Source organism: Rickettsia sp. Oklahoma-10 (assembly GCF_039954865.1).
Taxonomy (GTDB): Bacteria; Pseudomonadota; Alphaproteobacteria; order Rickettsiales; family Rickettsiaceae; genus Rickettsia; species Rickettsia oklahomensis.
Map to the genome: position 1 here is coordinate 558,717 of NZ_CP157197.1, position 26,826 is coordinate 585,542.

Genomic DNA, 26,826 nt, shown 5'->3' on the forward strand with positions numbered 1-26,826 from the left:
GTAGGGATATTAGAAGCAAATGGATGCTACAATTGCAGCAAGTAAAGAAATTATTGAAATTTTATTAAAGGAAAAACCTACTTAGTAACGATAAACGATCTTTCAGGTCTTGCTTCCTCACGTTATAACTAGTAAGGCAATAATAGAAAATATTACAAAATTGTGAGCAGGATATTATAGACCGATTTACTAGAGGCTTATGGTGTAGTTGGGAAAAAGATTTTGAAGAATATATAGAAATTAAAATAGTAATAAAACAAACTAATTCTAAAATTAATAATGATAAGCTTTAAAAAACTTCAACTAAAACCGTTAACGCGCTTGGACCCATATCTTCCTTGTAAATAATTACTTATGAAGTATTAAATTTGCAATGAAGATAGAAAGTGTTTTAATAAAGAACTATAAGTACTTAGAACTTACCGATGAAGTTTTTAAGCTTAAAAAACTATAACTCAGTGGTAGGAATATACTTGGTAATAACTCCATCTTCTCCTATCAATGGGTAATATTCTGTTTGAGGGTTATAATCATCATTATTAATTGGTACTGCTGATGATAGTTTTTGTGCTAATATTACCAATTTTTCCTCATATAACTTACAAGATTTTTCTAAATCCCCTCTTGTAATCTTTGCAGTTTTAGATTCGTCTGTGTTTACGTTGAGTGCTTTAATATCTTCTATTGAGTTAGATACTGTAAACGTGCCTTTTTCTTCTTTTTTCCAGGAAAAATGTGTTTTTATTTTTACCAATGTTATTTTTATTTCTTTTGGAAAATGTTGGAACGAATGTTGGCACGCTGTAACAAGTTTATATATTATCATTATAATACCTTACAAATTAATCTTGGACGATACTATATAAGTCTTATTTATAAATGTCAATATGAATTTACATAATTATTACAAAGGCTCATTATTATATTTTCTTGCACAAGAATATTTCTATGTCCATACCTGCGAAAGCAGGAATCTATAAAATTTTAAAGCAAATTAGATGTCAAATTTTTATATAATGTTGGTAACTATTTTTTTTCTGGATTTCCGCTTTTGTGGGAATAACATAATTAAGTTGTGCAACAAAATCTTCACAAAACTGAAATAAACCGATATAGTAAAAATAAAAATTATGCATTCTTTATTTATAATAATATTCTTTCTAATAAGTAGCTGTAACTTAAAGCCCGTATATAGAGAAGAATACAATAGAAATAATGATTTAGAATCTATTGAAGTTGAGTCGATTAAAACAATTGAAGGGGCTGAATTTTATCATCGCTTAACTAGTATTTTACCTCAGAAAACAAAAGCAAAATACCTACTTAAGGCAGAGCTTATCACAACAACTATGCCTGCTACTATTGACAAAAATTCCAATATTTTAAGGGAATATATTAATCAATTAGTGCGATATAAGTTAATTGATATAGAAAGCCAAAAGGTTTTAATTGAAGAGAAGTTTTACCAAAACACATCATATAATGCTGTTTTTACATCATATGCAACAAATGTTGAAAGAGATGGAACAGGAATAGATTTAGCATATCAGGCAGCTGAGGAAATTCGCAGCAGATTAATTTTGTATTTTACACGGAAGTAGGTTCTATGTATCATATGTCTCAAAAGTAAAATATTTGTATTTTAGAATATTTTTAAGTTAAAATTAATAAGAGAATAAGATTTTTGAGGGAAGAGAGCTAATCCTATTTTAAAAAATCTTGTAATTTATAGTTTAAAAGAACTAAATAGATTATTTTACTTATTTATACATAGCACCTAAACTTATGAAATTTTATTTTTCACAAATTAAGCGGTTATTTGAACTAATAACAGCTGGAAAAATTAAAGCTCTTTTACTATATGGTCCTGATAAAGGTTATATAGAGAAAATTTGTAAGCACTTAGTAGAAAGCTTAAATATGCTAAAAACTTCTATAGAATATACAGAACCTAATATTGCATCTTTAGAAATATTGCTTAATTCATCTAATTTTTTTGGTCAAAAAGAATTAATTAAAGTTAGATCAGTCGGTAATTCAATCGATCAAAATTTAAAAACAATTCTAAGCAGTGATTATATAAATTTTCCTGTATTTATAGGTGGAGAAATTACTTCTAGTTCAAGCTTCAGAAAATTTTTTGAAACGGAAGAATATTTGGCGGCAGTTGCTTGTTATCATGACGATGAAGCAAAAGTTGAAAGAATTATTTTAGATAAAGTAGGAAAAACCAATAAAACTATAAGTAAAGAAGCTAATGCTTATTTAAAAGCTCACCTAAAAGGTGATCACTATCTAGTTTGTAATGAAATAAATAAGTTGATATATTTTGTTCATGATCGAAAAGAAATTACTTTAAACGATGTTCTAGAAGTGATAAGTAGCGAAGTTACGGCCAACGGCAGTGATTTAGCAATGTATTTTTTAAAAAAAGATTATAGTAATTTTTTGCGAGAGCTGGATATTTTAAAAACACAAAATATCAATGAAGTTTTAATTATCAGAGCCTTAATAAGGCATTACTTAAATTTATATATAGTGTTATCGAAAGTAAAAAACGGTGAACGTTTGGAATCCGCAATAAAGTCATTATCACCACCGATTTTTTATCAGTATATTAATGATTTTATAAAAATAGCAAGTAGTCTTAGCATAGCTGAATGTTTAGAGACTTTAAAACTGCTGCAGCAAGCAGAGGTAGAATATAAGCTAAACCCTGCTAGTTTTGATTTACTGCAAAAAATTTATACTCGATGAACTTTCAAAATTAGCTACGTCAACTTACAAATACTGTGGTACTTAATTATATATTGCTCTGCTCCTAGTTTTGTGGGTTCTTTGCTCTTTTTGAAGTTGATCTTCGTACATACTTTATTAGAAGTACATTATATGCCAAGACCTGATTTTTCTGACCCTAACAAACAAATGCATGAAATTATTAGAGTAAATCATGCTGGAGAGTATGGTGCAACAAGAATTTATCAAGGGCAGCTAAAATATATTAAATCTCAAAATGATTATAATTTGATTAAAGAAATGCTTGATCACGAAGAGATACATTTAAATTTTTTTGAAAGAAAATTACTAGAAAGAAAAGTAAGACCCACGGTTTTATTATTTTTTTGGCATTACTACGGATTTTTACTTGGTGCTTTATCTTCCTTAATGGGAATAAAAACGGCGATGCTTATTACCGAGAGTGTAGAAGAAGTAATAGAAAAACATTATGAACAGCAAATAAATTATTGGCATGGCCTAGGTTGTGAACAAGAATTATTAGATAATTTAATTAAGTTTCAACTTGATGAAATTGAACATAAAAATATTGCTATAATGCATGATAGCACTAAGGCGATATTTGCAGAAATAAGTAGTAAAATAGTGAAGATAATTTGTCGTATCTCTATAATTTTAAGCAAGAAAATTTAGAGTTCGTAGTTTAATAAGCAAGGATATATTTTTTGGTGATTACTTAAGTTAGTTAAACAATCTAGAAATATTTCACTTCTAATATCTTAAGAAGATAATGAAAAAATATTAATAATATTATTAGGAACAGTAGTGCAAGGAAAATTGTTGTAATTTTTTCTTTAATTTATTTTTTAGAATTAATAAATTTTTATTTTTATCAAACATAGCTAATACTACTCGCAATTCCTTTATTTAATATGCCTAACCTAATCTAGAAATTAAGGTATCAGGGGTTAATCTCTGTTGCTGTAAGATAACAACCTCCATATATATTGCATGATTTTACTTACTTTAATAATAATTAATATACCTGGCATAACTTAATATTAAGTTATGCCAGGTTGGTCTTGCAACAATGGATCTTAAAACATTATTAGCAGTCTTTCTAGATATTAGTTGAATAAGTATAAAGAGCCAAGAGGTTTTAGTTGTAATAATAAATAATGTGATTCTGAGTATGAGGTATAGTTTCTATATAATCTGCTTTAAAATAAATAATAGTGTATTATTTATTTTAAATGCAAATACTTTTGTAGTGTGTTATTGATGATATTTAGGAAAAATAAAATAAAAATATGAGTCAAAAATTGAATAATGCACATCCTATTACAAAATCACACTTATTTCATATAGTAGACCCAAGCCCTTGGCCTGTCCTCACATCTTTTGCTTTACTTCTTTTGGTTATAGGCGGCGTCTCGTTTATGCATGGCTACAAGTTTAATGTATATATTTTATCTGCAGGAGTTATTGCAGTAGTTTACTGTTTATATTCTTGGTGGCAAGATATAGTAAAAGAAGGGATGGTAGAACACCAACATACAATATCGGTTAGAAAAGGTTTACGAATAGGTATGACGTTATTTATCTTAACGGAAATAGTATTTTTTGGTGTATTTTTTGCTTCTTTTTTTAAATCAAGTCTATCACCCGTAGGTCTTTTAGACGGTGTATGGGTTGTAAAACAAGGAGTTTGGCCTCCTCCTACAATTAATACTTTTGATCCGTTTGATATTCCTTTTATCAATACTTTAATACTACTCTTATCAGGTACCACCATTACTTGGGCGCACTACGCTTTAGAGGAAAAGAATCAAAAAGATTGCGTAACTGCACTCGCTCTTACTATATTGCTTGGAATATTTTTTACAACTATGCAAGTATATGAATATTATCATGCAGCTTTTAAATTTACAGATGGTATATATGCTTCTAATTTTTATTTAGTCACAGGTTTTCATGGAGCTCATGTAATTATAGGTACTATATTTCTAATGGTTTGTTACTTTAGAGCAAAAAGAGGAGATTTTACTACAGAAGGTAATGAACATTTAGGGTTTGAATTTGCTGCATGGTATTGGCATTTTATTGATGTGATTTGGTTATTTTTATTTACGTTTGTTTATATATTTGGAAGTTAAATGATATATGTGATTATAATGTTACTTAAAACAAATGGTTTTAAAAAATTTTTACATATTAATTAAAATTGCATATATTTAGGAGTTGATTTATATATAAATAAATTATAAATTATCTTTTTAAATGCTAATTATTGTTGAGGTAAAACATATGAACTTTACTATTCATAAATTAAATGAAGAATTGATCGATTATAATCTATCATTACGGATATTATTTACTATTCTAAGCGTGGCTATTATTATGGTAGCTTTTGATAGCTTAGGTGATAATAGTGCCAGTGATCCTGTAGGTAATGCATTGTGTAACTTAATTAAAGTATTCAGAGGAAATACTGCAAAAGGTATAGCTGTTGTTGGTATAATTGTTCTTGGAATTCAAACATTAAGAGGAAAATTGCAGTGGGAAGTAGCTTTAGTGGTAGTTACTGCAATTATTATATTATTTAAAGCTCCTGATATTGTTGACATGGTATCAGGTTCTGCTGATAGTGTAAAATGTGGTGTTTCCTAATACACGATAATGCAAATTATTATATCTTTAAGGTTAGTACCTGTAAGTTTCAACTTATGGGTATTTTTGCTTTTAGACACAGTAAACATTACTATATCATTTCAGTTTTGTTACATGATTGAAAAATGCCTTCACAGTGTCATACCGTGGGATGACAACAGGAAATCGATCCTGTAACAAGACGCTTTTTTGGTTTGAATGACATAAGGCATCATATCCACAACACCTAACTCGTAAAATACAAAGTGCCTCTCACTTAAATAAAAGTCCTAATCTATTACCTATAGCAATGTCAATATATTTTGCTGTAACAGGTATCCCGTCAATATTCATTTCTAGATATATTGCTTGTTTTGCAGCAATTTTTGTTTGTAGCTTTGTAATTGATATATATTCATCTAAAGCTTGATTATTAGTATCCATTACTCTAACTTTAATTATAGGATCGGAAATTAGATAATCCGATTCATTATATAATTTATAAAATATCTTCATACCGTCTATATGACGAGATTTTCCTAAATTAATTGCCTCTATTTTTAGTTGATCATATTTACCTAAAAATTTAAAACTATCAACTAGTAATATTACTAAACAAAAAATTATAAAGTTAGTCCATAATATTGGAAATATATTATATTTTTTCTTAGGAGGAATATACGGTAAAATAACCGGCACATTAGTATTGTAATGATTTTTAATAGTTTCCGTGTTTACTTTATCTTTAAAGTCATTTAATTTACTAGTATTATAGTCTAACTTTTGATACCACAAATAGTTACATTTGGAACATTTGACTCGTCGTCCGTTAATACCTATTTGATTACTCGTAACAATAAATTTTGTTTGACAATTGGGGCACGTAATATACATTTTTAATTGTAATTATTATATTTGACTTTAATGATAATCTCATTTATTATTTTTGGCAATAAAACAATTAAAAGATATGTCCTCTCTTATTAAAGAAATTGAAGAAGCTTGGCAAATGAAGGACAAACTTCTGCAAGATTCTTCAAAGCTTATAAAATTAAAAAAGACTCTTCATGATATTATAGCAAGCTTAAATCAAGGTACAATTCGTGTCTGTGAAAAGAAAGAAAATAGTTGGCAAGTTAATGAATGGGTAAAGAAAGCTATATTGCTATATTTTATTACTACGGAATCACAACTTTATAATAACAATTATAATAGTTGGTATGACAAAGTTGCTCCTAAATTTTCTGCAGATATTGATAAAAATACATTCAAAGAAGCAGCTATACGCACAGTTCCCGGTGCTTTTGTTAGAACCGGTACTTATATAGCTAAAAATGTTGTTATTATGCCTTCTTTTATTAATTTAGGTGCTTATATAGATGAGAGCACAATGATTGATACATGGGCTACTATCGGTTCATGTGCCCAAATCGGCAAGAATTGTCATATTTCAGGTGGTACGGGAATAGGTGGGGTACTTGAGCCATTGCAAGCAAAACCTGTGATCATTGAAGATAATTGTTTTATCGGTGCAAGATCGGAAATAGCAGAAGGTGTAATAGTCGAGGAGGGATCAGTAATTAGTATGGGGGTGTTTATCGGTAGCTCTACAAAAATAGTATATAGAGATACAGGGGAAATTATTTATGGCAGAATTCCGGCTTATTCTGTTGTAGTACCGGGGGTATTACCTGCTCAGGAAGTAGGTAAGCCTGGACTTTACTGTGTAGTCATCATAAAACAAGTTGATAAAACTACTAGAGCTAAAGTAAGCATAAATGACTTATTAAGATAACGTGAATAGTACTTTTATAATTTGCTATTGGCAATAATATAGTTAACGTTTCTTCAAATAATAATTCTTTAATTTATAGGTCGCATACATAATGGTAACCTCATCTTGCAATATAGCCTAAAATTTGAAGTATTGCTGTTATGAGGTGATCCTATTATTCTGTAGGTGTTCTGATGTTTCTGCCTGCTTGTATTTAGTGAATAATTAACTTCCATCAATGGATAGAATATTTATTTTTAAAGAGTCAAGAGCAGTTGCGTCCCTCGCCCAGAAAGATTTAAGATCAATTTCTATGGTGATTTTAAATTTCATATATAATAACTTATTCTTTAATATAAATTTTTATACTATCGCTTTCCCCGTTATCACTTATAGCTCTAATAAATTCACCAACTTGTGCCTTCCATATTACTGTTTTGTTTGGTTTTGCAGTTGATATTAATTGCATTACCCACAAACCAAAAGATATTATTCTGTTATCGTTAGTTGTCTAAAAGTAATATCTTGCTATCTTTAATTGAATGTACGGAATTTCTTAACTGGTATATAATTTTAGGTTTTTGATGATGCCAATTTATCAACCTATTGCAATGGTTTGTAGTTATTGGTTTCGGTAATATGGTAATATATGTATTCCTGCTTTTTGGTAAACCGAGAGCATATCTATCGGCCATGTCTTAATTCTGTTTGTCCTTTGATAAAGTTGCAAGCAGGTATGCCAATTTAAATCTATTAGCATCTTTCTATAAATATCTGATTGTTTTATCAGTGATTTACCTTTAATAAATAAGGTTTCTGCTTTAACCGGTCATAATATTTCCTGTATCTGCACAAATTTTTACTTTAGTAATATTTAGTTCATAAATTTTTGAAAGGCTTAAATCCTCATCTTTAATTTGGTTGTGCTATGGCTTCGATAATATTAAAGAATAAAGGGGCATCATAATACTACCTGTAAATGTTCCGTGAGTTTGACCTTTGAAATCTCCAACCCAAACTGCAAATATGTATTTCCCAAATATTCCAACGCTAAGTGCATCTCTAAATAAGCTAGAAGTACCTGTTTTCCAATAAATCGGTAGGTAAGTTATATCTTGTATTATTATAGGTAATAGGACGAATAGTATCTTTTATAATATCAAGAGTTAGATAACTTACTTCAGGGGATAATATTTTAGAATCAGTCATAAAATCATTGATGTTATCCAGCGAGCTTGTAGATGGATTCAGTCTTTTTAAATTTTTCTAGATTTTATGTTCAAGCTACGGTATGACATGGCACTAGCTTCCTGCTTTTGTGTGCATGATATTATATAATACTGTCTTAAGTGGTTTATAATTACCAAAAGTAGCAAGCATAGCATAAAGAGTAGTTAACTGTTCAAGAGTAATTTCTACCGTACTGAGTACTATAGATAAGCCGTAATTTTCAGGTTTTTGTAAGCCAATAATTTTTGCTTGTTGTAAGAACTCATAAAAATTTGGATTTTTTAATTTAGAGGCTAGAAATATTACTAGTACATTACATCTTTTTATTAATGATTCTTTAGCATTTAATCCGCCTAATCTGCTATCAAAATTTTCTGGTTTATAATGATTATAGTCAGTAGGTGTATCCTTTAGTAAAGTTAACAGGTGTATTAGTGATTGATCAAAACTAAGTGCATAGACAAATACTTTTAAAGCTGAGCCTGGAGATCTATGGCTTTTAGTACCGTTAATTTGCCAGCAAATATCATTATTAAAAAAGTCTCCAGAGCCAATACTTGCAAGTACTTCTATAGTAGTAAAATCAATAAGAATTACAGAGGCATTATTAATACCATATTTTTTCAGGTTATATTAATATATAGCCGAATTTGTTGCTCTATAATAGTTTGTAGATTTTTATCTATAGTATTACTATAGGATTATCATTATTTGCTAGAATATCTAAAATAAAATGCAGTGCAATAAAAGGAAGATCTTTTTTTGATTAAATTTAATCGGTAAACTAATTAACTGATTATAAATAATATCTTGTGGATGAGCCGCTAGCCATTCGGTAAATAAATATTTATGTGCATCAAATATATTAAGGTTGTTTCCGCCTCTTTTAAGTGGATTCTGTGGTATTACTGCAAGGCTTAAAATATCAACAAATTTAAGTCTTTTAGGTTGCGATTTAAGTAAATATAACTAACGGTTGCTACCCCTTCAATGTTACTACCGTAATGCACTAGGTTTAGATAAGTTTCTAGGATTTCGTCTTTTGAATAATATATATGAACAGCTTTAATAATTTGATGAATTTTACCAAAGAGAGTAGAAGAGTTTATTCCGTATCTAAGGCGTGCTACTTGCATTGTTATGGTAGATCCGCCTATTTTTCGACTATTTTTTAAATAAGTAGAATAAAAAGATTTGACTAAAGAAACGGGATTAACGTCGAAGTGTTTGTAAAAATGCTGATCTTCTATAATAGTATTGCTTCTATAAAACTCGCCGGTATTTCACTTTAGTAGAGTGAATATACCTATATTTATCGTCTCTTTAGAAAGCGAAATACGCATTAATCATATACTCTTTATGAGAAACTTACGTCTTTAAGTAGAGCAGGAGGAATAATAAAGGCTTGTAATAAAGAGTAATTTGGTTTTAAGAGACAAAGTATATACCTTATAGTTTTTATTTTATTCTAGCTGTTGCTAATTTCATCTCCAAGAAAAAGCAGGAATTCAGACAATAACTTTTAAAATTTATATAAAATATCATGTTTTCCTATTATTGACTGGATTCTTGTAATCAACAGTATGACATTAAGACTATGCAATAATTATTATAAAGCATTAAAAAATAATGAAAGATTTAATAATATAGCTTGCATGTATACAAGTAACATTGTAAACAGCGTATACATGCACCACAAGGCATTAAAATTAACTAATTGTAATTAAACTAAAAACCCACATTGTTTATACTAGTTTATAGCTCAGCAATAAAAATTTCTTGATATAATATTTTTTCATGTATAAATAACACATTAATACTTTAGGTCATAATTAATATTTTATAAAAATGGAATTAGAGAAAAATCTATAAATTTTTCTAAATTTATATTTCAAGTGGTGTAGCTTTAGAAGCTTAGGCCGCTGCTAACTGTTGTATAGAGATAGAGGCGCGTCATGCCGTTGCTGCTGCGAGATTTTAGGCGTAGCAATCATTGATAATATTGTAGAAGTTGCCGTTAATGTGGTAGCAAGAATAGGTGATTTAAGACCGGCAGCAAGGGTAGTGAGAAATGCAAGAATACATAAAGGGGTCACCCAAGTATTGGAACAGTTTGTACCTCATGTAACCCCGAAATATGAAATGATAATTTGGAGTATATTGAATTTTGTGCTCATATATACGAGAAATACCTGCCGACGAAAGAAAGTACTGCCCTAATTAATAGAGTGCAAGAAAATATTGTTCCGTTAACGATAGCATGTCAAGTTAAACAATAAAATGGTTGTTGGTCTTATAATAAAGGTAAATATACCTATAAACTCTAATCAGAGCGTCAAGAACAAGTAGTACGAGTTGTTAATATTGATACTACAGTTGGGTATAAAAGTATTTTCCACTGTCTGTAATATTATCATTCTGCTAAGAAATAGATGTTACTGATAAGCTTATTAAGTCAGGAAACACTTTTGAAATACATGGTGTTAGACAGTTCAGAAGTAAGGATTATTTAACGTTTGATCAACTCCATGAAAATGAAAAAATATTAAAAGGTTTGAAAGAAAATATTAGCATTGCAGTAATAGACAGTATAAATATACTAGGAGTAGTTGACAATATTCCTGTGCCTCATAATCTAAGCTATGTTTGCTTACAATCATAATATAGTGAAGAGTAGAAATTAACTGTTTAGGTACTATTGCAGCCGGTAGATATATAACTTTGAAACCTTATTAAGTTATAATCAATCTTATGAATGGTATTGCTTTTACTCCAAATCTTGGTATAAGATATGATCACTCTAAAGATGGTGTATACTAATAGGTATTTAGCATTTAATTATTGCTTCTAAAAGTAGCATTTATAGAGTGGTTTTTAGTCATCAAAGTAGCTTTTAGCTCCTCAGAAAATACCTGAAGTGTTTAGGTATTATGCCTGTACTTAACATTGCTTTAACTATTAAGAGTAAAAAGCTTAATGCTAAAGTAAAATGGAAAGATAGAGAAGTTAATGAAACCGTTGCATTACCAAAGCAGCCTAAATTCAGTTATAGTATCGGTGCTAGCGTTTTAACGGAAAAAGGTAATGTAAGTATATTACTTAAAAATACAACTGCTACTTATACAAAGACATATTAAAGCCACCAAGGTTTTGTGAAGTTGTAGATGATTACGCAATGTATGGCTTGAAAAACTTATCTGTTACCCCGTAACTTGATCACGTGGTCCAGTTTTAAATATTAAAATTATGTATTTTAAGTTGTTTTTATGGATACCTTGGTCAGGTAGCAGGGTAACACACAGTAATAAGCTTTTTCGCTTCCCAAAAGAATGACATAAGGGCAACACGATAATGCTTATTACTCGTCTCTTACTACTAACACTGATATATCTGAATGGCGGACGATTTTAGAAGCATTAGGTCCAAGCATATAATCTTTTAATTGCAGTCTAACTGCAGAGATTATTATTAAATCGGCTTTAATTTTATTAGAGTACTGAATTATTTCATCATAAACGGCACCACTACCTATATAATAATCTGTTTCAATTTCATCAGGAATATACTGTTTGATAAGTTCTTTAATTTGGGATTGATACTTTTCTTTTTTCTCTGTTCTCCAATTTTTAGGTAAATAATCTTCAAACATTTTCATACCGAATTCAGGAATTACATACATAAAATATAATTTCGCTTGAAAGGAAGTAGCAAGTATTAAAGCCTTAGAAAGCATGCCTTTTATAGATTTTTTATCATTTAAATCTATAGGTATAAGTATATTTTTAAATATAATCTTTTCAGACATAAGATATTGTTAGTTTTTATTTCTTACTGAATCATGTTTTGGTAGAACAAAATTTTTAGTATTGGCAAAATAGTTATTGTCAAAGTTATTTAATAAGTAATTAGAAAGTTTAAAATTTGCTATGTTTCTATGAAACGCACCAATAAATTTATCTAAAATATCACGATCCATATCATCTCTAGTTACTAGAATTGCCGATACTTTTATTGTAGTTTGATCATTGGTAATCCCTGGATATAAGCCCTTGTGAAGTATAGTTTTATGAAAAGTCCTATTTTGTTTTACTAATTCTGCTATTTTATCATTTTCAATTGATACAAAATTAACTTCACACTTATTAGCTATTAAATTTACTAAGGGGTTAGAGTGTCCAACCATCATTATTATAGCATCTATTTCCTTATTACAGAATTTATCAATAGAATCTTCATAATTAATGTGTAGTTCTTCAGGTTCTTTAGAAAATTTATATAAAGGACGTACAGCATTATAAGTAATATTACTACCGGAAAATGCCGAATCATTAGTGATTTTTTTCCCGTCAATATCAGCAAAAACTTTTATTTTATCATCATCTTTTACAATAACTGTAAAAAATTCATCATGTAGATTAAGTACCTGCCGTAAATTTTGCATTTTTTCTTGAGTGTGATAATAACCTATACCTTCATATGCTTCTAATGCAATATTGGCCTGCACTAAGGCTAAATCAATTTTACCTTGTTGTAATAATTTTAAATTTTCTATACTACCAGTTGTTGCAACAACTTCACATTTAATATGTTCATTATTTTTGTCATCAGTTGTAATAGTCTTGCATAAATCAAGTCCAAGAGCATAATATCCTTTTAAAATAGATCCGGTACCGATTTTAACTCCTTTTGGAGCAGCATAAATATTACTACAAATAAGAAATATGCTAATAATAGTAGTATGTAACACTAATTTAAAATTGTTCATAAACCTAATTTAGATTATTTCCGGTGTGTTTGCCTTCTTGATGTTAGTCAAGTTTTAGTTTCAATAAATTAATTGAACCAATATTTATACCTTTATCTGAAAACTCAATATCAAACTTAGCGTTCTCGATATTGTTATATGCCAAATTCGTATCATTTTGATCTATATTCAAATCCTTGTCAGAAGCTTTATTAATTGCCTTGGCAATAATTGTTTTAATTATTTTTTTAGAAAAAATAATATTATTCGGTAATAATTTATCAATTATGGAATTATAATTTTCTAGCTCAAAATATAGTTTGCCTTCCGGTGATTTATTGGCAAAGAATTGTAAAGCACCGTTTAAATTAACTTTAGAATTATTATCACAAGTAAAAATAAATTTTACTATATTAACATGTTGTAAAATAGCTGAATCTTTTTCATCTTCAGTAAAATTTAAAGAGACAGCAATATCTAAATTAGCATTTTTAAAATTCAAAATATCTTTTTCTGAATTATAATTCATATTTAAAAATAAGGATATATTTTCTTCACTTGCTAAATTCTGTTTTCTTATAAGGAATGCTAAATCATTAATTTTAAAGATTTCTTGATTATCTTTAAATATTGATAATGCTGTATTATTTAACTGAATTGATTTTAATACCTCTTTTAAATTATCATCCTTTAATATTTTATATAAAGGTTTATTAAATTTGCTTATACCTTTTATGTCATCATTGCTGCGTACATCATATGTAAATATTTTGTCGCCGTAATTCTCAACTTCTCTAATTAAAGGACCGAAATTAAGAGTTGCTCTTTTAGTACTAAAAGCTATATTTAGGACAATATTTGCGCTAGTAAATTCTTTAGAATTTACATGATCAATTAATTTTACTTTAGGATCTATGACGGTAATTTTCCAATTAAAAGGATAACCTGAGAACTTAATCACATTATAAGATATTTTAAGATTATCGGATTCAGAATTTTTAATTAAACTTACAACGTTATTTTTTATAGTATATGCAATTGCAAACCATATTATAGTAAAGGCTAAAAACACAAAAAGAAGTATTTTACGTATCACTTTTTTAATCCATTATAATTTTATATTACGAGTAGCAGAAGGAAGACGTACTTTTATGTTGTCTAATTCTTTATTTAAAATAATTTGACACCCTAATCTAGAAGTATCTGTAAGACCGAAGGCTAAGTCAAGCATATCTTCTTCTGCTTCCGTAGGTTTTTTTAATTTGTTGTAATATTCTTCTTCTAAAATAACATGACAAGTAGCGCAAGCAAGCGATCCTTCACAAGCTCCTTCAAGGTCTATATCATTACTATGGGCGATTTCTAAAATAGAAAGTCCTATGGGTGCTTTTACTATTTTTTCCTCTCCATCATTTATAATAAATGTTACGCTTATTTCTCCTGACATTCTAATTATTTTTCCTTATCTAAATTAATTCAATCATATAAAATGTTATATAACTGAGGCTATTGAATCTAATTAATATTTTAGCCTTTTAGCAAATCATTAATTTTTATTTTTATATTAAACTTTATATTCATAGATTTTTGTATTTTGGATTTAAACTCTTTAATAGAATGCCTAATTAAGATCCGATCTTTAGCACGTATAGCGTCTTTTATATTATATAATAAAGAATTAATTATAGATATCTCACTTTCTGATAATATAGTTGTTAATTCTGCTATAGTATGTTCTATATTAAAGATTAAAGCCTCTGCTTCAATTACTGCTTCTTGTAATAATCTTGTATTATAATCTATTTTAGCATTTTTATAAGCGTTTTCTAGCATAATATCAATCTCAGTTTTATCAATACCATGATTTGGTTTTACTTCTATAGTATGTGATGTATTACTGATTTTTTCATAAGCAGAAACAGATAATATGCCGTCTGCATCAATAGCAAAAGTAACTTCGGCTCTAATATCACCTGCTTTCATCGGAGGTAATCCTTTTAACTCAAACCTTGCAAGGCTGCGGCAATCTACAGCCATTTCACGTTCACCTTGTAATATATGAAATTGTATACCGGTTTGATTGTCAGCATAAGTAGTAAATTCTTTCACTACCGAAATGGGAATCGGAGTATTACGCATGATGATTTTTTCAACTATACCGCCATATAATTCCATGCCCAGTGATAAAGGTACTACATCAATCAATAATGAATTTGTATGGGGTGTTATTAAATTTTCTGCTTGTAATGCAGCCCCCCATACAACTGCTTTGTCAGGGTCGATATCTGATAGAATATCTACTTTAAATGCTTTATATAATTCATTTTTTATTAAAGAAATGCGGGTTGCCCCACCTACTAAAATAACTCCATCTATATTTGGATTTCCTGCTTGTTCTAAACACTCTTTGGCTATATTGATAGTACGTTCTATTAAAGGTAAAATTAATAGTTCTAATGTTTGCTTATTAAGTGATATGGTATCAGTATTAAAACTATCTTTATATGTTAAGGTTTCTTTTATTTTTTTTGTAAGTTGTAAAGTATCTATAGAATCAGGTAAATCAAATTTCTTACAAAGATATTGTGTAATTACTACATCTATATCGTCACCGCCGAGCATATTATCTCCGTTTGTTGCTATAACTTGAAAAATACCTTCTTGTATATTAAGAATAGATACATCAAAAGTGCCGCCGCCGAGGTCATATACTAAATAACAACTGTTTTGATTAGACTCCCTCGGAAGTTTTACTTCTAGATGTAAATTGTGAGTCAATCCGCTACTCGCATCTTCACATGCTCCTTTGTATGTTGTAGTGCTGTGCTGTGTATCTCCTACAAATTCCTCTCTATAAGCAAGTTTCTTAGGGAGTTTATTTTTATTTAAGCCGTAAGCATAGGCAGCAGCAGTAGGTTCAGCAATTAGCCTTAATACTTCAAGACCTGCTATTTTAGCTGCAAGCATTATTTCACCTCTTGCTGCATCGTTAAAATGTGCAGGTACCGTTATAACTGCTTTAGTTATACTAGTCTTTAATTGTTTCTCTGCTTGATTTTTTAGATAAATAAACACTTCTGCTGCAATTTCAGGGATGTACATCCTTTTATTGGCAAAATTTAGTTTAGGTTTATCACTATTTATATCTATATAGTCTTTAACTAACGAAAAAAGTGCAGGCGTATTTAGAATTTCTTTTAATGTTTTCCCGAATAGTCTTTTAATGGAACGCAATCCGTTATTATTACCTATTGTAAAATTGCCATCTGTAAATTCTATAGTAGTCGGAATTAATTCTTTATCATCTATAGTCTTAATAACTTTAACTTTTCTATTAGTTGAAATAGCTATTAATGAGTTAGTAGTGCCAAAATCGATGCCGACTGCTATTTGCCGTTCTTGCTTAAAATCAGCTTGATTCGGTTCCTTAATTTCTATTATTTGCATGATTTTATTTTTTCTTGCAGCTTATTAAGCAATGTTTCAATATATTTAAGTTTGCTAGTTTTTATAGTCGCATCTGATAGATTTTGTTCTTTAAAAGCTTGTTTTAAAGAATCAATTTCATGCTTTTCCATTAATTTATATTTATCTTTTATTTTTTCTAGATCACTAAATATGTTAGTATTTTCAATTATTTCCAGTTCATCCCAAAATATGCTTAACTCTAGGTTAGAAAGTAGAGTGCGTACCTTTTCATCATTCAAGTTTATATTTTGCAAAAGCAGCATATATTCAGCACGTTTTAAGGCATTTTTAAGAGTAGAGTAAGCTTTATTTAATTCAGACACAATAAGTAGATTTTGTTCCTTTTCTTGCAAAGTTTTTACTGTATCAGGATGATATTTTACCTGCATAGCCAAATATTGCTTTTCTAGTATCTTAAGATCAATATCGTAATTTTGCTGTAGTCCTAGTAATTGAAAATAATTTTGCACTTTTACTTTTTTATAGTTCTAAGTTATTTTAGGTTTTGTTGCATAGTTTTTAAAAACGACTAATGTCATTCCTGCATATGCAGAAAGCCAGAAAAATAATTTTAATAAAAATTACACATTAATTAACAACATTAAACTAAAAAACAAGGTTTTTATAGATTTTACTCGATTTCCGCCTATGCAGGAATGACATCGATCCATGCAACGATGCCAATTTTTAGGCTAAATGAGTATACATTAAAAACTTAAAAAATACAATTATGGAAATGGACTTATTACAGTATGAGAAGAAATATCAGGAATATATTGTAGCAGGTATAGATGAAGCAGGTAGAGGGCCGCTAGCAGGTCCGGTAGTAGCTAGCGCTGTTGTAATCGATAACACAAATATTATTCCAGGTATTAAAGATTCTAAAAAGCTTTTTAAAAGAAAAAGAGAATTATTATATGCGCAAATAACTAGTAATTATGTTTGGTCGACCGCTATTATTTGCAATACCGAAATTGATGAGATTAATATATTAGAAGCAACTAAAAAAGCTTGTTCTATTGCTGTGGCAAATCTTACTATTAAACCAGAAATCGTTTTAGTTGACGGTAATATGCAGTTTAATGATAAGAGATTTATTAGTATAGTTAACGGTGATAATTTATCGTTATCGATTGCAGCAGCTTCTATTATTGCCAAAATTACTAGAGATCGTTTAATGTTAGATTTAAGTACTGAATTTCCACAATATTTATGGCATAAAAATTTCGGCTACGGTACTAAAGAACATATAGAAGCTATTAATACACACGGCTTATCATCGTATCATAGGAAAAGCTTTAGGTACACTTGTTTAATTTGAACATTGGTGTCGTTATCGCTTTTAATCCTCATCTAGTTCTACACTACAGTCAAAAGCTTTAAATGCAAATCGCTTTGTAAATTAAACTGCATGTACTTCTGCTCTCTTGACATTAAATAAAAATGTTAGCTCAATTCCAATGCTGTCTCTTCTAGAGTTTTTAACTGATCACGAAGTGTTGTGGCTTGTTCAAATTCAAGATTACTTGCCGCTTTAAGCATTTCTTTTTTTAATTTGTCAATATGAGCTTTTAGTTTAGCAGGGTTATCAAATAAAATATGAGCTTGTTGTTTATCAAGCTTACTATCAATTTTTTTAAGTGTAGTTAAAGTGTGAATAGCACGGTTAATGGTTTTTGGAATTATGCCATATTTTTCATTATATTCCTGTTGAATCTGTCGTCTACGCATTGTTTCACTAACAGCTTTATCAATAGATTTAGTCATTTGATCGGCATAAAGTATTACTCTGCCCTCGCTATTGCGTGCAGCTCTTCCAATTGTTTGTATTAATGATACTTCCGACCGTAAAAACCCTTCCTTGTCAGCATCTAGTATGGCTACTAAACCGCATTCAGGGATATCGAGCCCCTCACGAAGCAAATTAATACCTACTAAAATATTTATAGTCCCTTGTCTTAAATCTCTTAATATTTTAAGACGCTCAAGTGTATGAACATTAGAATGTAAATAAGAGGTTTTATATTTTAGTTCCTGCAAATAGGTAGTTAAATCTTCTGCCATTTTTTTTGTTAAGGTGGTGACTAAAACACGAAAACCTTTAGTGATAGTGGTTTGAATTTCACTAATTAAATCCTCAACTTGGTTAGTAGCAGGTTTTATAATACATTCGGGATCAAGCAGTCCTGTCGGTCTGATAATTAATTCTACTACGCGGCCACCAGTTTCTTCTAACTCGAATGGTCCCGGGGTTGCAGATACAAAAATGGTTTGCGGTCTAAATTTTTCCCATTCTGCAAATTTTAAAGGTCTATTATCAAGAGCAGAAGGCAGACGAAACCCATGCTCTACCAACACTTTTTTCCTTGCTCGATCGCCGTTATACATCGCTCTAATTTGTGGTACGGATACGTGGCTTTCATCAACAAATAATAATGCATCTTTTGGTAGATACTCAAATAACGTTGGTGGTGGCTCGCCGGCATTACGCCCTGTAAAGAATCTCGAATAATTTTCAATACCTTTACAACTACCGGTTTCGGTTAACATTTCAAGATCGTATTGAGTACGTTGATTTAGTCTTTGGGTTTCAAGAAGTTTATCTTGTGACTTTAAGAATGCTAAGCGTTTTTGTAACTCCTCCTGAATATCTGATATAGCTTTATTTACTGTTTCTTGCGGCATCACAAAATGTGAATTACCAAAGACCATAGCTTTATCAAGTTTAGCAAGTTTTGTACCTGTTAGGGGATCAAATTCATGTATATATTCGAGTTCATTGCCGAAAAACGATAAACGCCAAGCTTTATCGCTATAATGTGAAGGAAAAATATCGATATTATCACCTTTAACCCGAAAGCAGCCACGTTCAAACCCAATATCGTTACGTTCATATTGCAGATTGACCAAATCATTTAGTAGTTTATCACGAGGGTAACTTTTGCCTGATTCTAAATTAACTGTCATGTGGTAATATAAATCAGGAGAGCCAAGCCCGTAAATACATGAAACAGAAGAAACTACTATAACGTCGCGTCTTTCTAATAGTGATCTTGTAGCGGAATGACGCATTAAATCAATCTGTGCATTAATTGATGAGTCTTTTTCTATAAAAGTATCAGTGCGTGCTATATAAGCCTCAGGCTGATAATAATCATAATATGAGACAAAATATTCAACAGCATTTTGCGGGAAAAGAGATTTCATTTCTGAATAAATTTGCGCAGCTAAAGTTTTATTATGTGCCATAATAAGAGTAGGGCGATTTGTTTTTGCAATAATATTCGCCATAGTAAAAGTCTTACCTGATCCTGTAATACCGAGCAACATTTGGGAACGTTTCTTGCTATTTAATCCTGCTATAATTTCATCTATTGCTTTTGGTTGATCACCTGCTGGTTTATATTCTGAGATAATAGAAAAATGATTCATGCATTTTTACTTGCTTTAAAAATTATAGTTTAAGATAATATATTAAAATCTAACAAAAAAATATAACAATTATGAATAAAAATATGTTACATACGATCATTATTTATACTCTCGCTAGTTGTCCTTATTGTATCAAAGCTAAGGCGTTACTTGATAATAAAGAGGTGGCTTATGAGGAAATTGAAGTAAGTGGGTTTACTCAGGAAGAGAAAGAAAAATTCATAAAGAAAGTTGGTGGTAGCAGAACTGTTCCGCAGATATTTATAGATAATATTCATATAGGTGGTAATGATGATTTACAGAAGCTTAATGAAGAAGGCAGGCTTGATAAGTTGTTAGAAGGACAGCCTAAGAAGAATCCGACTGCTGCTGGTGTGTAGGAAGTAAAAGAGCTAGTGCTATTATCATGTCCGTGTAAGTATGTTGTGTGGATTGAAACACTTGTTTGATGTCATAATGTGGTTTGATGACTACGGTATCCAAAAAACAGCTTACAATACTAATAATTTTGTATTTTGATCTAGCACACAAGTCGCCGGAGGTGGTAGGGTTGGCATCATGTAACAATGCCTTTCCGTATAGACAGGAATCAAGAAAAAATAAATAAAAATGTATTCGGTATCATATTATATTCTAATCGCAATGGTGCTTTGTATATTGGTATTACTAATAATATATTACGCCGTATTTATGAACATAAGCAAAAAAGTAGTCAAAAGAGATTTAGGGCAAAATATGATGTTATAAAGATTGTTTATATATAATATATAAGAATTTGCTGATATTAAAGGGCCTTCTGCTAGAGAAAAAGCATTAAAGAAGTGGCGTCGTAGTTGGAAAAAAACTTAATGTTAATTGGGGAAATTTAGTGGGAGTATTGTTTCGGGTTCTCGTCTACGCAAGAATGATATCGAGTCACACCTATATGCTTCCTGGATGGCAAAACTATATACATGCAATTCACACAAACCTTAATAGTAATGTTCAAAAACAACAATCATAAAAATTCATTCTATCTACTTCTTTCTTATTTTAGTCATAGCAAAAATAATCAATATTTTTGTTCCGGTTGTTTATAAATATATTATATAGACGGAAATATAGACTTTGTTCTTTCAGTTATTATTGGGATTATTTTTTTAGGCGGTACTTAAAATACTTGTACACATTTTCAGTGAGCTGCAAAATATCATTTTTTCAAAAGTAGGGCATCAGGCGCTCACTTAGTTGTTCTAAATGTTTTTAAACATATGCATAATTGAAGTATGCGTTTTTACATATTACCCGAAAGAACAGGAGGCTTAAGTAGATTATATAGAGTGTGGTACTAAAGGTATTGAAGCAGTTTTGTGGTATTCATTCACTATAATATTTGTCCGACAATTGTAAAAATCGTACTTTTAAGTTGGATGTTCATAGTATGTTTACAGTATATGGTTTGCCGTGACTTTTAATAACAATGATGGTTTATGTTGGTTATACTTTTCTAATTAGCATTTGTAGGATTTCATTTACAAGGGAAATGCACCAAAGCGATAACACTTTCATAATAGGGCAATTGATAGTTTGTTGAATTTTGAAACCGTTAAATATTTTGGTCATGAAGAATATGAGGCAATAAAATTTCATGAGGTTTTACAAACTTATGAAAGATCAGCCACTAACACTACTAATAGTCTATCGATTAAATATCGGGCAGGATGTTATTATATACTTAGGACTTGTTTCTTTAATGATGCTTTCGGCAAATGCTCTATTAACTAAAATATAAAGACTGTTAGTGATTTAATAGTATTTCAATTGTCAATTCCACTGTTAATACTTGGCTTTGCTTATAGAGAAATTAAGAATATTCTAGTTAGTATGGAAGATATGTTTAATGTGCTTGATGTAACGGTAGAAGTGCAGAATGCTGTAAACGCTAAAGAACTAATTATCTCAAAAGGCGAGGTTAGTTTCAATATAATATTAGGTTCGCTTATAATCAGGAACATCTGATTTTTAACATAAGCGTTATGATTGGCAGCGGCAAAATCTTAGCAGATTCGGGTAGTAGTGGAGCAGGTAAATCGACTATATCATGCTTGTTTTATGGGTTTTACAATATTAGTAGTGGTAGTATTGCTATAGGCGAAAAATATATAGTAGAAGTTACGCAACCATCTCTTTGTAAATGTATCGGCATTATTCCACAAGATAAGTATTGTTTAACGATACAATATATTAAAATATCGCATACGGTAATAATGCAGCAAGCTTTGATTAAGTTATAGTAGCATCAAAATGCTCATATTCATGAGTTTATTAGTATGCTACCTGAAGGCTATGATACACAGGTAGGCGAGAGAGAATTAAAGCTTTCGGGTGGTGAGAAACAAGATAGTAAGAACAATCCTAAAAAATCCTGCAATATATGTTTTTGACTAAGTCACTAGCTTGCTTGATGCTAAAACCGAACAGCTAATTCATGCAAACCTTAAAGAAATCTTGGAGTATCATACTATCCTGATCAAGTCATGGCATGACATAATTATTTTAATACTTCAATAGAATGTTTATTATATTTTGTTGGAAATGGTTATTTTAGCATTGGGCCTTATAGTAAATTCTAGGTAAGAAGCATCATAGTTAGATAATTTATTTTGTATTGCGAGTTCATTAATAAAATATAAAAATTCAGGAATACATGAGAATTTATCAATATAAATTGGTATATGCTGAATAGTTTCTAAGTATTATTGCTAATCTTTTAGCTTAATTCTTTTTCTGTTTATACAGAGAATAAAAAATTATTACATTTGAGATACAATATTGCAGTTTTATATATTATATAAGTGATACTGTATCTCAAGTTGATTTTCTTCAGGCAAAATCGTAGATCTAACTATAGAGAAGTTAACTACTAAATTCATTTACGTCCTTCATTTTGATAATATTGCCAAGTTGGAACACATTCTTTTAAATTTTGTATCTTAATAAAAGCTTTTTCTATTTTAATAATATTTTTATTATTTCCTTATTACCTTTTTTATAAGCATGATGCGGAGTGTTATACTATTAATATCTTTCGCTTATGTCACATTTTCTATGTAAATATATTCCTTACGTTTGAAAATATTATCTTCTTCAACTGCTGCATATAATAGAATCGGTAATAAACTTATTTTAATTTTTGCTTTATTGTAAAAAGAATTTTCTAAATTTTTCAACATAAGACGCTATTTAAAATTATATGTGCATTTTAATAACATATTATACCTTAAACAACTATTACTTGCAAAATTTATCAAAAGTATCTTTAGCTATTTCATACCAAGAGTTTCCAGAAGTAGCAGATTTATTACTAAAGCCGCATATAATTAGATGGTCTCTAGCTCTCGTCATTGCAACGTATAGTAGTCTTATATATTCTTGTAGGTCTTTTAGGTTTTTAGCTTCTTTTAGTTCTTGTAAAAATTGTGGAGTATCAGAAGCATTTGCGGAAAAAAACATTTCCCCGTTATCATTCCAAATAAATTTATTGCTGCTTACTGGTAAAGAAGTAGAATCACATAGTATAACAATAGGGGCTTCAAGTCCCTTAGAGCTGTGTACAGTCATTACTCTTATTTTATCCGAATGTTCCATATTACGTTTAATATATATATCATTATTTTCAAACCAAGCAACGAATCCTTGCAAAGAATTATCTATATCATTCGCGTAATTACTACTTAATGTTAATAACTCATTTATCATGTCATCGCTATCATCGCCGTTATAAACATTTAAGAGTTCACGCAAATTTAGACTATTAATGACTAGAGTAAAAAAATTCTCAGCGGTTGAGGTTTTATAAATCTCAATTAAGGAATTTAATTTTTCATATATATTAAGGTATAAGGATAGCGTATCCCACAGGCTTTCATCTTTTTTATTTATAAGAAGTTCATATAATTGCTGCTCATTTATTCCAATAATTGGTGATTTAAGTAAGCAGGCAAGGTTTAAATCATCATCAGGTAATAACACAAATTTAGCCACGGACATTAAATCCATTATTGATAAATGATCTTTAAGATTAATTCTATCACTTATCTCAGTCTTAAGCTTAGCTTTACTAAGTTCTTTTATCAAATTATTACTAAATTCATCTCGCTTTCGTACTAGTATCATAAAATCTTTTTCAGATATACTCGATGAACTTGACAATTTGGCTGAGTAATCTTTGTAAGCCCTAGGATGCTGAACGTTTATATGTCCCGCTCCTTGACTTACTACAGACTCCTTGCTCTTCGTATAACTGCTATTCATTGCACAGATTGAGGGCAAGATTTCTTTGTTTTCTATTTTTTCTTTTATGAAATTTACAATTTTTTCTATAAGTAAATCAGCTGCAGATTTAGAGTTTTTATAATCTTCAGGCAATGCCCAAAAAAGTTCTTCTTGTTTTTCACTGGTCACTAAAGGCCAAACCTCTACTATACCTTGATATGTGTGAAATGAGGATATTAAAGGATTATCCGGAAAGAATAAATTAGGGTAATCAGATTTTATATTTTTCAAAACATAGTGAGTAAATTGTAAAATCTCTGCACATGATCTATATGAATATTCAAGGGTGATATTTTTGAATTTCTTATTAGCCTTTGTAAGGTTTGCTTTTAGTTGTTCATTTACTAAGCTGAAATTACGAAGATCGGCACCTTGAAAACTGAAGATGGATTGTTTATCATCACCTACTATAAAAATGCTATTATTTGGCTTATCTATGGTATTAAATTCTGTTATTAAAGTCGTAATAATATTCCACTGCTGGGAGCTTGTATCTTGTGCTTCATCAACCATAATATGATTTATTTCACTCTCTAGCTTATGCAGCAACCATTTGTGTGTAGCTTTATTATTTAGTAATTTTTCGGTGTAGTAAATTAAATCGTCGTAATCGAGTAAATTATTTTCGTCTTTATATGAATCGTACTTTTTTAAAATAATATAAGCAAGTTTAGTAAGTAAATTCGTATGATGTTCTAGTTCCTCTATGCGCCGTAGCTCATCTAAGCGGTAAATTTCAGAGGTAATTTTTTCTAGCTCTAGCAATAATTTAGGATATTTTTTTATTAATTCTTGCGATAAAAGTCTTTTACGTTTTTTCCCGTCTTTGGTAAAAAAAATTTCTTTCGGTTCTACTTCTAAATCATAATTTACAAATAAGTTTCTTACTTTATCATAAATATTATTTAATTCTCCTAATGCTAATCTTTTATTTTGTATTTCTTCCGGAATAGTTTTATGAGTAAATAACTTTCTAAATTTAATTTTCTGCTCTATGATTTCAGTAAAAATATCTTGCAGAGTTGTTTCATGAAAACAGTTAAGTAAAATTTTAATTAAGTCATTATGCTCATCGCTTAAGTAAATTTCATTTCTGATATTTAGGAAGATATTTTGTAGTGTCGTTTCTTCAAGAATATTGAATTCTGGTGTGATACCTGCTTCTAAAGGAAAAGTTTTAAGGATTTTTTGACAAAAAGCATGTATGGTATAGATATTTAAAGATTCATTGCTATTTAATATTTTATCGTACAAAGTTTTTGTGTTTTCTATTTCTTGTTGCAACGGTTTATTGCCTAGCATTAAAAAAAGTTCTTCTTCTAGTTTCTCTACATTACAAAGAGAAAGATATTGAAGTTTGCTATTAATCCTTGCTTGCATTTCTATGGCAGCAGCATTAGTAAAAGTAATGCATAAAATATGTGAAGGTTCTACTCCTTTGATCAATAAGCGTAAGAACCGATCGATTAGGATTTTGGTTTTACCGGTACCTGCTGATGCCGATACCCAAACTGAATAATTAGGATCAGACGCTTCTCTTTGTAAATCACGCATTATTATTTTTTCTATATTGTAAGATCCAATGTCGTTTCTGCTTGGATCAATTTATCCTTTGTTATCCTGTGACTTGACCAAGGGGGCCAGCTTAAAATACTAATATTATTTAGTATTTTGAATTATTGTTCTGGATACCTTGGTATAGGCAACGGGGTGACATCAGAACGTTTGTCAAAAGTTATGTATTTAACGACACCTATAAATTACATAAATTACAATTAAGGAAATAGCAAGTCCAAACCAAGTTAGGGCGTATTCTAAATGGTCGTTTCTAATAGCTGCTAAATGACTTATTGCAAGAGGTAATAAAATATCTAAATTGCTAATGTCTTTTCCTTCCTCGATAATATAAAAATTCTCTAGATTTAACCCTAACGTTTCGGATGCAGCTTTTAAATCTAACGTTAGCCACACATTATTTTTTATATCGTTGGTAGGTAAGTAACTATGGGTTTTTTCGGAAGGCATAATAACACCAATTATTTCATGTTTTTGATCATTGGTTGCTTGTGTAATAGTATTTTTATTGCGATTACTAAACCAGCCTCGTGCTACTAAAATAATTTGTTCTTTTACAGTTTTAAAGGGAGTCACTAAATAATATCCGTCTTTTTCACTCGCCATTGATCGCCTACCATATAAATATATGTCTCTATTAGGCAAAAATTGACCGGTAATTTTTACCTTACGATAAATTAAATTACTACCTAGTTCTTCTAAGTTAATTGCAGGTGAGATTAGATTAGCTTGCATTGATGCTAAAAATAATTTCTTTTCTTTTAAACGACTAAGCTGCCACAAGCCTAAAGAGATAAATATTATAAAGGTTATAAGTACAAAAAAATTTGTTAAATTAGTTTTGTTAGTCATGGTTACCTAATGTCATTTCTGAGTAGATCAATTTTTTTTGCTGTTCATAATA

General features: G+C 29.7%; 22 protein-coding genes and 5 pseudogenes. 11 read left to right on the top strand and 16 right to left on the bottom strand.

What is annotated here, in order from left to right:
* Nucleotides 1-448 precede the first annotated feature (448 nt).
* Nucleotides 449-826, bottom strand: coding sequence for a hypothetical protein (locus AAGW17_RS02495; protein WP_347939351.1), 378 nt, complete (start codon nt 824-826; stop codon nt 449-451).
* A gap of 304 nt (nt 827-1,130) precedes the next feature.
* Here AAGW17_RS02495 and AAGW17_RS02500 point away from each other — a divergent pair, with 304 nt between their 5' ends.
* The 5 genes from AAGW17_RS02500 (at nt 1,131) to AAGW17_RS02520 (ending at nt 5,406) form a co-directional block, all read left to right on the top strand.
* Nucleotides 1,131-1,601 (top strand): hypothetical protein, encoded by a 471-nt coding sequence (locus tag AAGW17_RS02500; protein WP_347939352.1) that lies wholly within the window; start codon nt 1,131-1,133, stop codon nt 1,599-1,601.
* Between the two features lie 184 nt (nt 1,602-1,785).
* Nucleotides 1,786-2,757, top strand: coding sequence for a DNA polymerase III subunit delta (gene holA, locus AAGW17_RS02505; protein WP_347939353.1), 972 nt, complete (start codon nt 1,786-1,788; stop codon nt 2,755-2,757).
* A 132-nt stretch (nt 2,758-2,889) separates the two neighbouring features.
* Nucleotides 2,890-3,429, top strand: a complete 540-nt coding sequence (locus tag AAGW17_RS02510) for a demethoxyubiquinone hydroxylase family protein (protein ID WP_347939354.1) — start codon at nt 2,890-2,892, stop codon at nt 3,427-3,429.
* Between the two features lie 617 nt (nt 3,430-4,046).
* Nucleotides 4,047-4,892: a cytochrome c oxidase subunit 3 gene (locus tag AAGW17_RS02515; RefSeq protein ID WP_410528113.1), complete on the top strand. Its 846-nt coding sequence runs from the start codon at nt 4,047-4,049 to the stop codon at nt 4,890-4,892.
* Between the two features lie 151 nt (nt 4,893-5,043).
* Complete coding sequence (locus AAGW17_RS02520; protein ID WP_347939395.1) at nt 5,044-5,406, top strand: TrbC/VirB2 family protein; 363 nt, start codon at nt 5,044-5,046, stop codon at nt 5,404-5,406.
* A 252-nt stretch (nt 5,407-5,658) separates the two neighbouring features.
* On the opposite strand, the gene AAGW17_RS02525 is transcribed toward AAGW17_RS02520, so the two are convergent.
* Complete coding sequence (locus tag AAGW17_RS02525) at nt 5,659-6,279, bottom strand: MJ0042-type zinc finger domain-containing protein (RefSeq protein WP_347939355.1); 621 nt, start codon at nt 6,277-6,279, stop codon at nt 5,659-5,661.
* A 76-nt stretch (nt 6,280-6,355) separates the two neighbouring features.
* Between AAGW17_RS02525 and dapD the strand changes: the two genes are divergently transcribed.
* Entirely contained in the window at nt 6,356-7,180 is an 825-nt protein-coding gene (dapD, locus tag AAGW17_RS02530) for a 2,3,4,5-tetrahydropyridine-2,6-dicarboxylate N-succinyltransferase (protein ID WP_347939356.1), read from the top strand.
* Between the two features lie 322 nt (nt 7,181-7,502).
* Here the strand turns inward: dapD and AAGW17_RS05235 are convergent.
* From AAGW17_RS05235 to AAGW17_RS02540, 3 genes and pseudogenes are all read right to left on the bottom strand, one after another.
* A pseudogene (locus AAGW17_RS05235) lies at nt 7,503-8,365 on the bottom strand (penicillin-binding protein 1C); the annotation flags it as partial.
* Between the two features lie 128 nt (nt 8,366-8,493).
* Nucleotides 8,494-9,828 (bottom strand): annotated as a pseudogene (locus AAGW17_RS05240) (transglycosylase domain-containing protein); the annotation flags it as partial.
* Nucleotides 9,829-10,314: 486 nt separating this feature from the next.
* Nucleotides 10,315-10,485, bottom strand: coding sequence for a hypothetical protein (locus AAGW17_RS02540; RefSeq protein WP_347939357.1), 171 nt, complete (start codon nt 10,483-10,485; stop codon nt 10,315-10,317).
* A gap of 834 nt (nt 10,486-11,319) precedes the next feature.
* Here AAGW17_RS02540 and AAGW17_RS02545 point away from each other — a divergent pair.
* On the top strand, nt 11,320-11,526 hold the full coding sequence (locus AAGW17_RS02545; RefSeq protein WP_347939358.1) for a hypothetical protein: 207 nt from the start codon (nt 11,320-11,322) through the stop codon (nt 11,524-11,526).
* Nucleotides 11,527-11,747: 221 nt separating this feature from the next.
* Here the strand turns inward: AAGW17_RS02545 and AAGW17_RS02550 are convergent, their stop codons facing one another.
* From AAGW17_RS02550 to hscB, 6 genes are all read right to left on the bottom strand, one after another.
* Entirely contained in the window at nt 11,748-12,194 is a 447-nt protein-coding gene (locus AAGW17_RS02550) for a universal stress protein (RefSeq protein ID WP_347939359.1), read from the bottom strand.
* A gap of 9 nt (nt 12,195-12,203) precedes the next feature.
* The gene (locus AAGW17_RS02555; protein ID WP_347939360.1) at nt 12,204-13,154 is read right to left on the bottom strand and encodes a TAXI family TRAP transporter solute-binding subunit; all 951 of its coding nucleotides are present in this window, start codon (nt 13,152-13,154) and stop codon (nt 12,204-12,206) included.
* Between the two features lie 43 nt (nt 13,155-13,197).
* On the bottom strand, nt 13,198-14,229 hold the full coding sequence (locus tag AAGW17_RS02560; RefSeq protein ID WP_347939361.1) for a hypothetical protein: 1,032 nt from the start codon (nt 14,227-14,229) through the stop codon (nt 13,198-13,200).
* Between the two features lie 12 nt (nt 14,230-14,241).
* Entirely contained in the window at nt 14,242-14,580 is a 339-nt protein-coding gene (locus AAGW17_RS02565; protein ID WP_347939362.1) for a ferredoxin family 2Fe-2S iron-sulfur cluster binding protein, read from the bottom strand.
* Nucleotides 14,581-14,660: 80 nt separating this feature from the next.
* Nucleotides 14,661-16,580 carry a Fe-S protein assembly chaperone HscA gene (hscA, locus tag AAGW17_RS02570; RefSeq protein WP_347939363.1) on the bottom strand — a complete coding sequence of 640 codons (1,920 nt, stop codon included), beginning with the start codon at nt 16,578-16,580 and terminating at the stop codon, nt 14,661-14,663.
* Nucleotides 16,571-17,071 carry a Fe-S protein assembly co-chaperone HscB gene (hscB, locus tag AAGW17_RS02575; RefSeq protein WP_347939364.1) on the bottom strand — a complete coding sequence of 167 codons (501 nt, stop codon included), beginning with the start codon at nt 17,069-17,071 and terminating at the stop codon, nt 16,571-16,573. Before hscB ends, hscA begins: the two co-directional genes overlap by 10 nt.
* 260 nt (nt 17,072-17,331) lie before the next feature.
* Here hscB and AAGW17_RS02580 point away from each other — a divergent pair, with 260 nt between their 5' ends.
* Nucleotides 17,332-17,922, top strand: coding sequence for a ribonuclease HII (locus AAGW17_RS02580; RefSeq protein WP_347939365.1), 591 nt, complete (start codon nt 17,332-17,334; stop codon nt 17,920-17,922).
* Nucleotides 17,923-18,047: 125 nt separating this feature from the next.
* On the opposite strand, the gene uvrB is transcribed toward AAGW17_RS02580, so the two are convergent.
* Nucleotides 18,048-20,033 carry an excinuclease ABC subunit UvrB gene (gene uvrB, locus AAGW17_RS02585; protein ID WP_347939366.1) on the bottom strand — a complete coding sequence of 662 codons (1,986 nt, stop codon included), beginning with the start codon at nt 20,031-20,033 and terminating at the stop codon, nt 18,048-18,050.
* Between the two features lie 71 nt (nt 20,034-20,104).
* On the opposite strand from uvrB, the gene grxC reads away from it, so the two are divergent.
* From grxC to AAGW17_RS05245, 3 genes and pseudogenes are all read left to right on the top strand, one after another.
* Complete coding sequence (gene grxC / locus AAGW17_RS02590) at nt 20,105-20,413, top strand: glutaredoxin 3 (RefSeq protein ID WP_347939367.1); 309 nt, start codon at nt 20,105-20,107, stop codon at nt 20,411-20,413.
* Nucleotides 20,414-20,599: 186 nt separating this feature from the next.
* Nucleotides 20,600-20,797 (top strand): GIY-YIG nuclease family protein, encoded by a 198-nt coding sequence (locus AAGW17_RS02595; protein WP_347939368.1) that lies wholly within the window; start codon nt 20,600-20,602, stop codon nt 20,795-20,797.
* Nucleotides 20,798-21,013: 216 nt separating this feature from the next.
* Nucleotides 21,014-22,544: pseudogene (locus tag AAGW17_RS05245) on the top strand (ABC transporter transmembrane domain-containing protein); the annotation flags it as partial.
* Nucleotides 22,545-23,104: 560 nt separating this feature from the next.
* On the opposite strand, the gene AAGW17_RS02615 reads toward AAGW17_RS05245, so the two are convergent.
* From AAGW17_RS02615 to AAGW17_RS02625, 4 genes and pseudogenes are all read right to left on the bottom strand, one after another.
* Nucleotides 23,105-23,245, bottom strand: a complete 141-nt coding sequence (locus AAGW17_RS02615) for a hypothetical protein (RefSeq protein WP_347939372.1) — start codon at nt 23,243-23,245, stop codon at nt 23,105-23,107.
* Between the two features lie 58 nt (nt 23,246-23,303).
* Nucleotides 23,304-24,221, bottom strand: a pseudogene (locus tag AAGW17_RS05250) (3'-5' exonuclease); the annotation flags it as partial.
* A gap of 117 nt (nt 24,222-24,338) precedes the next feature.
* Nucleotides 24,339-25,901, bottom strand: a pseudogene (locus AAGW17_RS05255) (UvrD-helicase domain-containing protein); the annotation flags it as partial.
* Between the two features lie 189 nt (nt 25,902-26,090).
* Nucleotides 26,091-26,774 carry an SURF1 family protein gene (locus AAGW17_RS02625; protein WP_347939374.1) on the bottom strand — a complete coding sequence of 228 codons (684 nt, stop codon included), beginning with the start codon at nt 26,772-26,774 and terminating at the stop codon, nt 26,091-26,093.
* Nucleotides 26,775-26,826 lie beyond the last annotated feature (52 nt).

What these genes read in the sequence shown, in the direction of transcription:
- AAGW17_RS02495 (WP_347939351.1), bottom strand. Translation starts at nt 826, where the DNA reads ATGATAATATATAAACTTGTTACAGCGTGCCAACATTCGTTCCAACAT.
- AAGW17_RS02500 (WP_347939352.1), top strand. Translation starts at nt 1,131, where the DNA reads ATGCATTCTTTATTTATAATAATATTCTTTCTAATAAGTAGCTGTAAC.
- holA (WP_347939353.1), top strand. Translation starts at nt 1,786, where the DNA reads ATGAAATTTTATTTTTCACAAATTAAGCGGTTATTTGAACTAATAACA.
- AAGW17_RS02510 (WP_347939354.1), top strand. Translation starts at nt 2,890, where the DNA reads ATGCCAAGACCTGATTTTTCTGACCCTAACAAACAAATGCATGAAATT.
- AAGW17_RS02515 (WP_410528113.1), top strand. Translation starts at nt 4,047, where the DNA reads ATGAGTCAAAAATTGAATAATGCACATCCTATTACAAAATCACACTTA.
- AAGW17_RS02520 (WP_347939395.1), top strand. Translation starts at nt 5,044, where the DNA reads ATGAACTTTACTATTCATAAATTAAATGAAGAATTGATCGATTATAAT.
- AAGW17_RS02525 (WP_347939355.1), bottom strand. Translation starts at nt 6,279, where the DNA reads ATGTATATTACGTGCCCCAATTGTCAAACAAAATTTATTGTTACGAGT.
- dapD (WP_347939356.1), top strand. Translation starts at nt 6,356, where the DNA reads ATGTCCTCTCTTATTAAAGAAATTGAAGAAGCTTGGCAAATGAAGGAC.
- AAGW17_RS02545 (WP_347939358.1), top strand. Translation starts at nt 11,320, where the DNA reads ATGCCTGTACTTAACATTGCTTTAACTATTAAGAGTAAAAAGCTTAAT.
- AAGW17_RS02550 (WP_347939359.1), bottom strand. Translation starts at nt 12,194, where the DNA reads ATGTCTGAAAAGATTATATTTAAAAATATACTTATACCTATAGATTTA.
- AAGW17_RS02555 (WP_347939360.1), bottom strand. Translation starts at nt 13,154, where the DNA reads ATGAACAATTTTAAATTAGTGTTACATACTACTATTATTAGCATATTT.
- AAGW17_RS02565 (WP_347939362.1), bottom strand. Translation starts at nt 14,580, where the DNA reads ATGTCAGGAGAAATAAGCGTAACATTTATTATAAATGATGGAGAGGAA.
- hscA (WP_347939363.1), bottom strand. Translation starts at nt 16,580, where the DNA reads ATGCAAATAATAGAAATTAAGGAACCGAATCAAGCTGATTTTAAGCAA.
- AAGW17_RS02580 (WP_347939365.1), top strand. Translation starts at nt 17,332, where the DNA reads ATGGAAATGGACTTATTACAGTATGAGAAGAAATATCAGGAATATATT.
- uvrB (WP_347939366.1), bottom strand. Translation starts at nt 20,033, where the DNA reads ATGAATCATTTTTCTATTATCTCAGAATATAAACCAGCAGGTGATCAA.
- grxC (WP_347939367.1), top strand. Translation starts at nt 20,105, where the DNA reads ATGAATAAAAATATGTTACATACGATCATTATTTATACTCTCGCTAGT.
- AAGW17_RS02595 (WP_347939368.1), top strand. Translation starts at nt 20,600, where the DNA reads ATGCCTTTCCGTATAGACAGGAATCAAGAAAAAATAAATAAAAATGTA.
- AAGW17_RS02615 (WP_347939372.1), bottom strand. Translation starts at nt 23,245, where the DNA reads ATGTTGAAAAATTTAGAAAATTCTTTTTACAATAAAGCAAAAATTAAA.
- AAGW17_RS02625 (WP_347939374.1), bottom strand. Translation starts at nt 26,774, where the DNA reads ATGACTAACAAAACTAATTTAACAAATTTTTTTGTACTTATAACCTTT.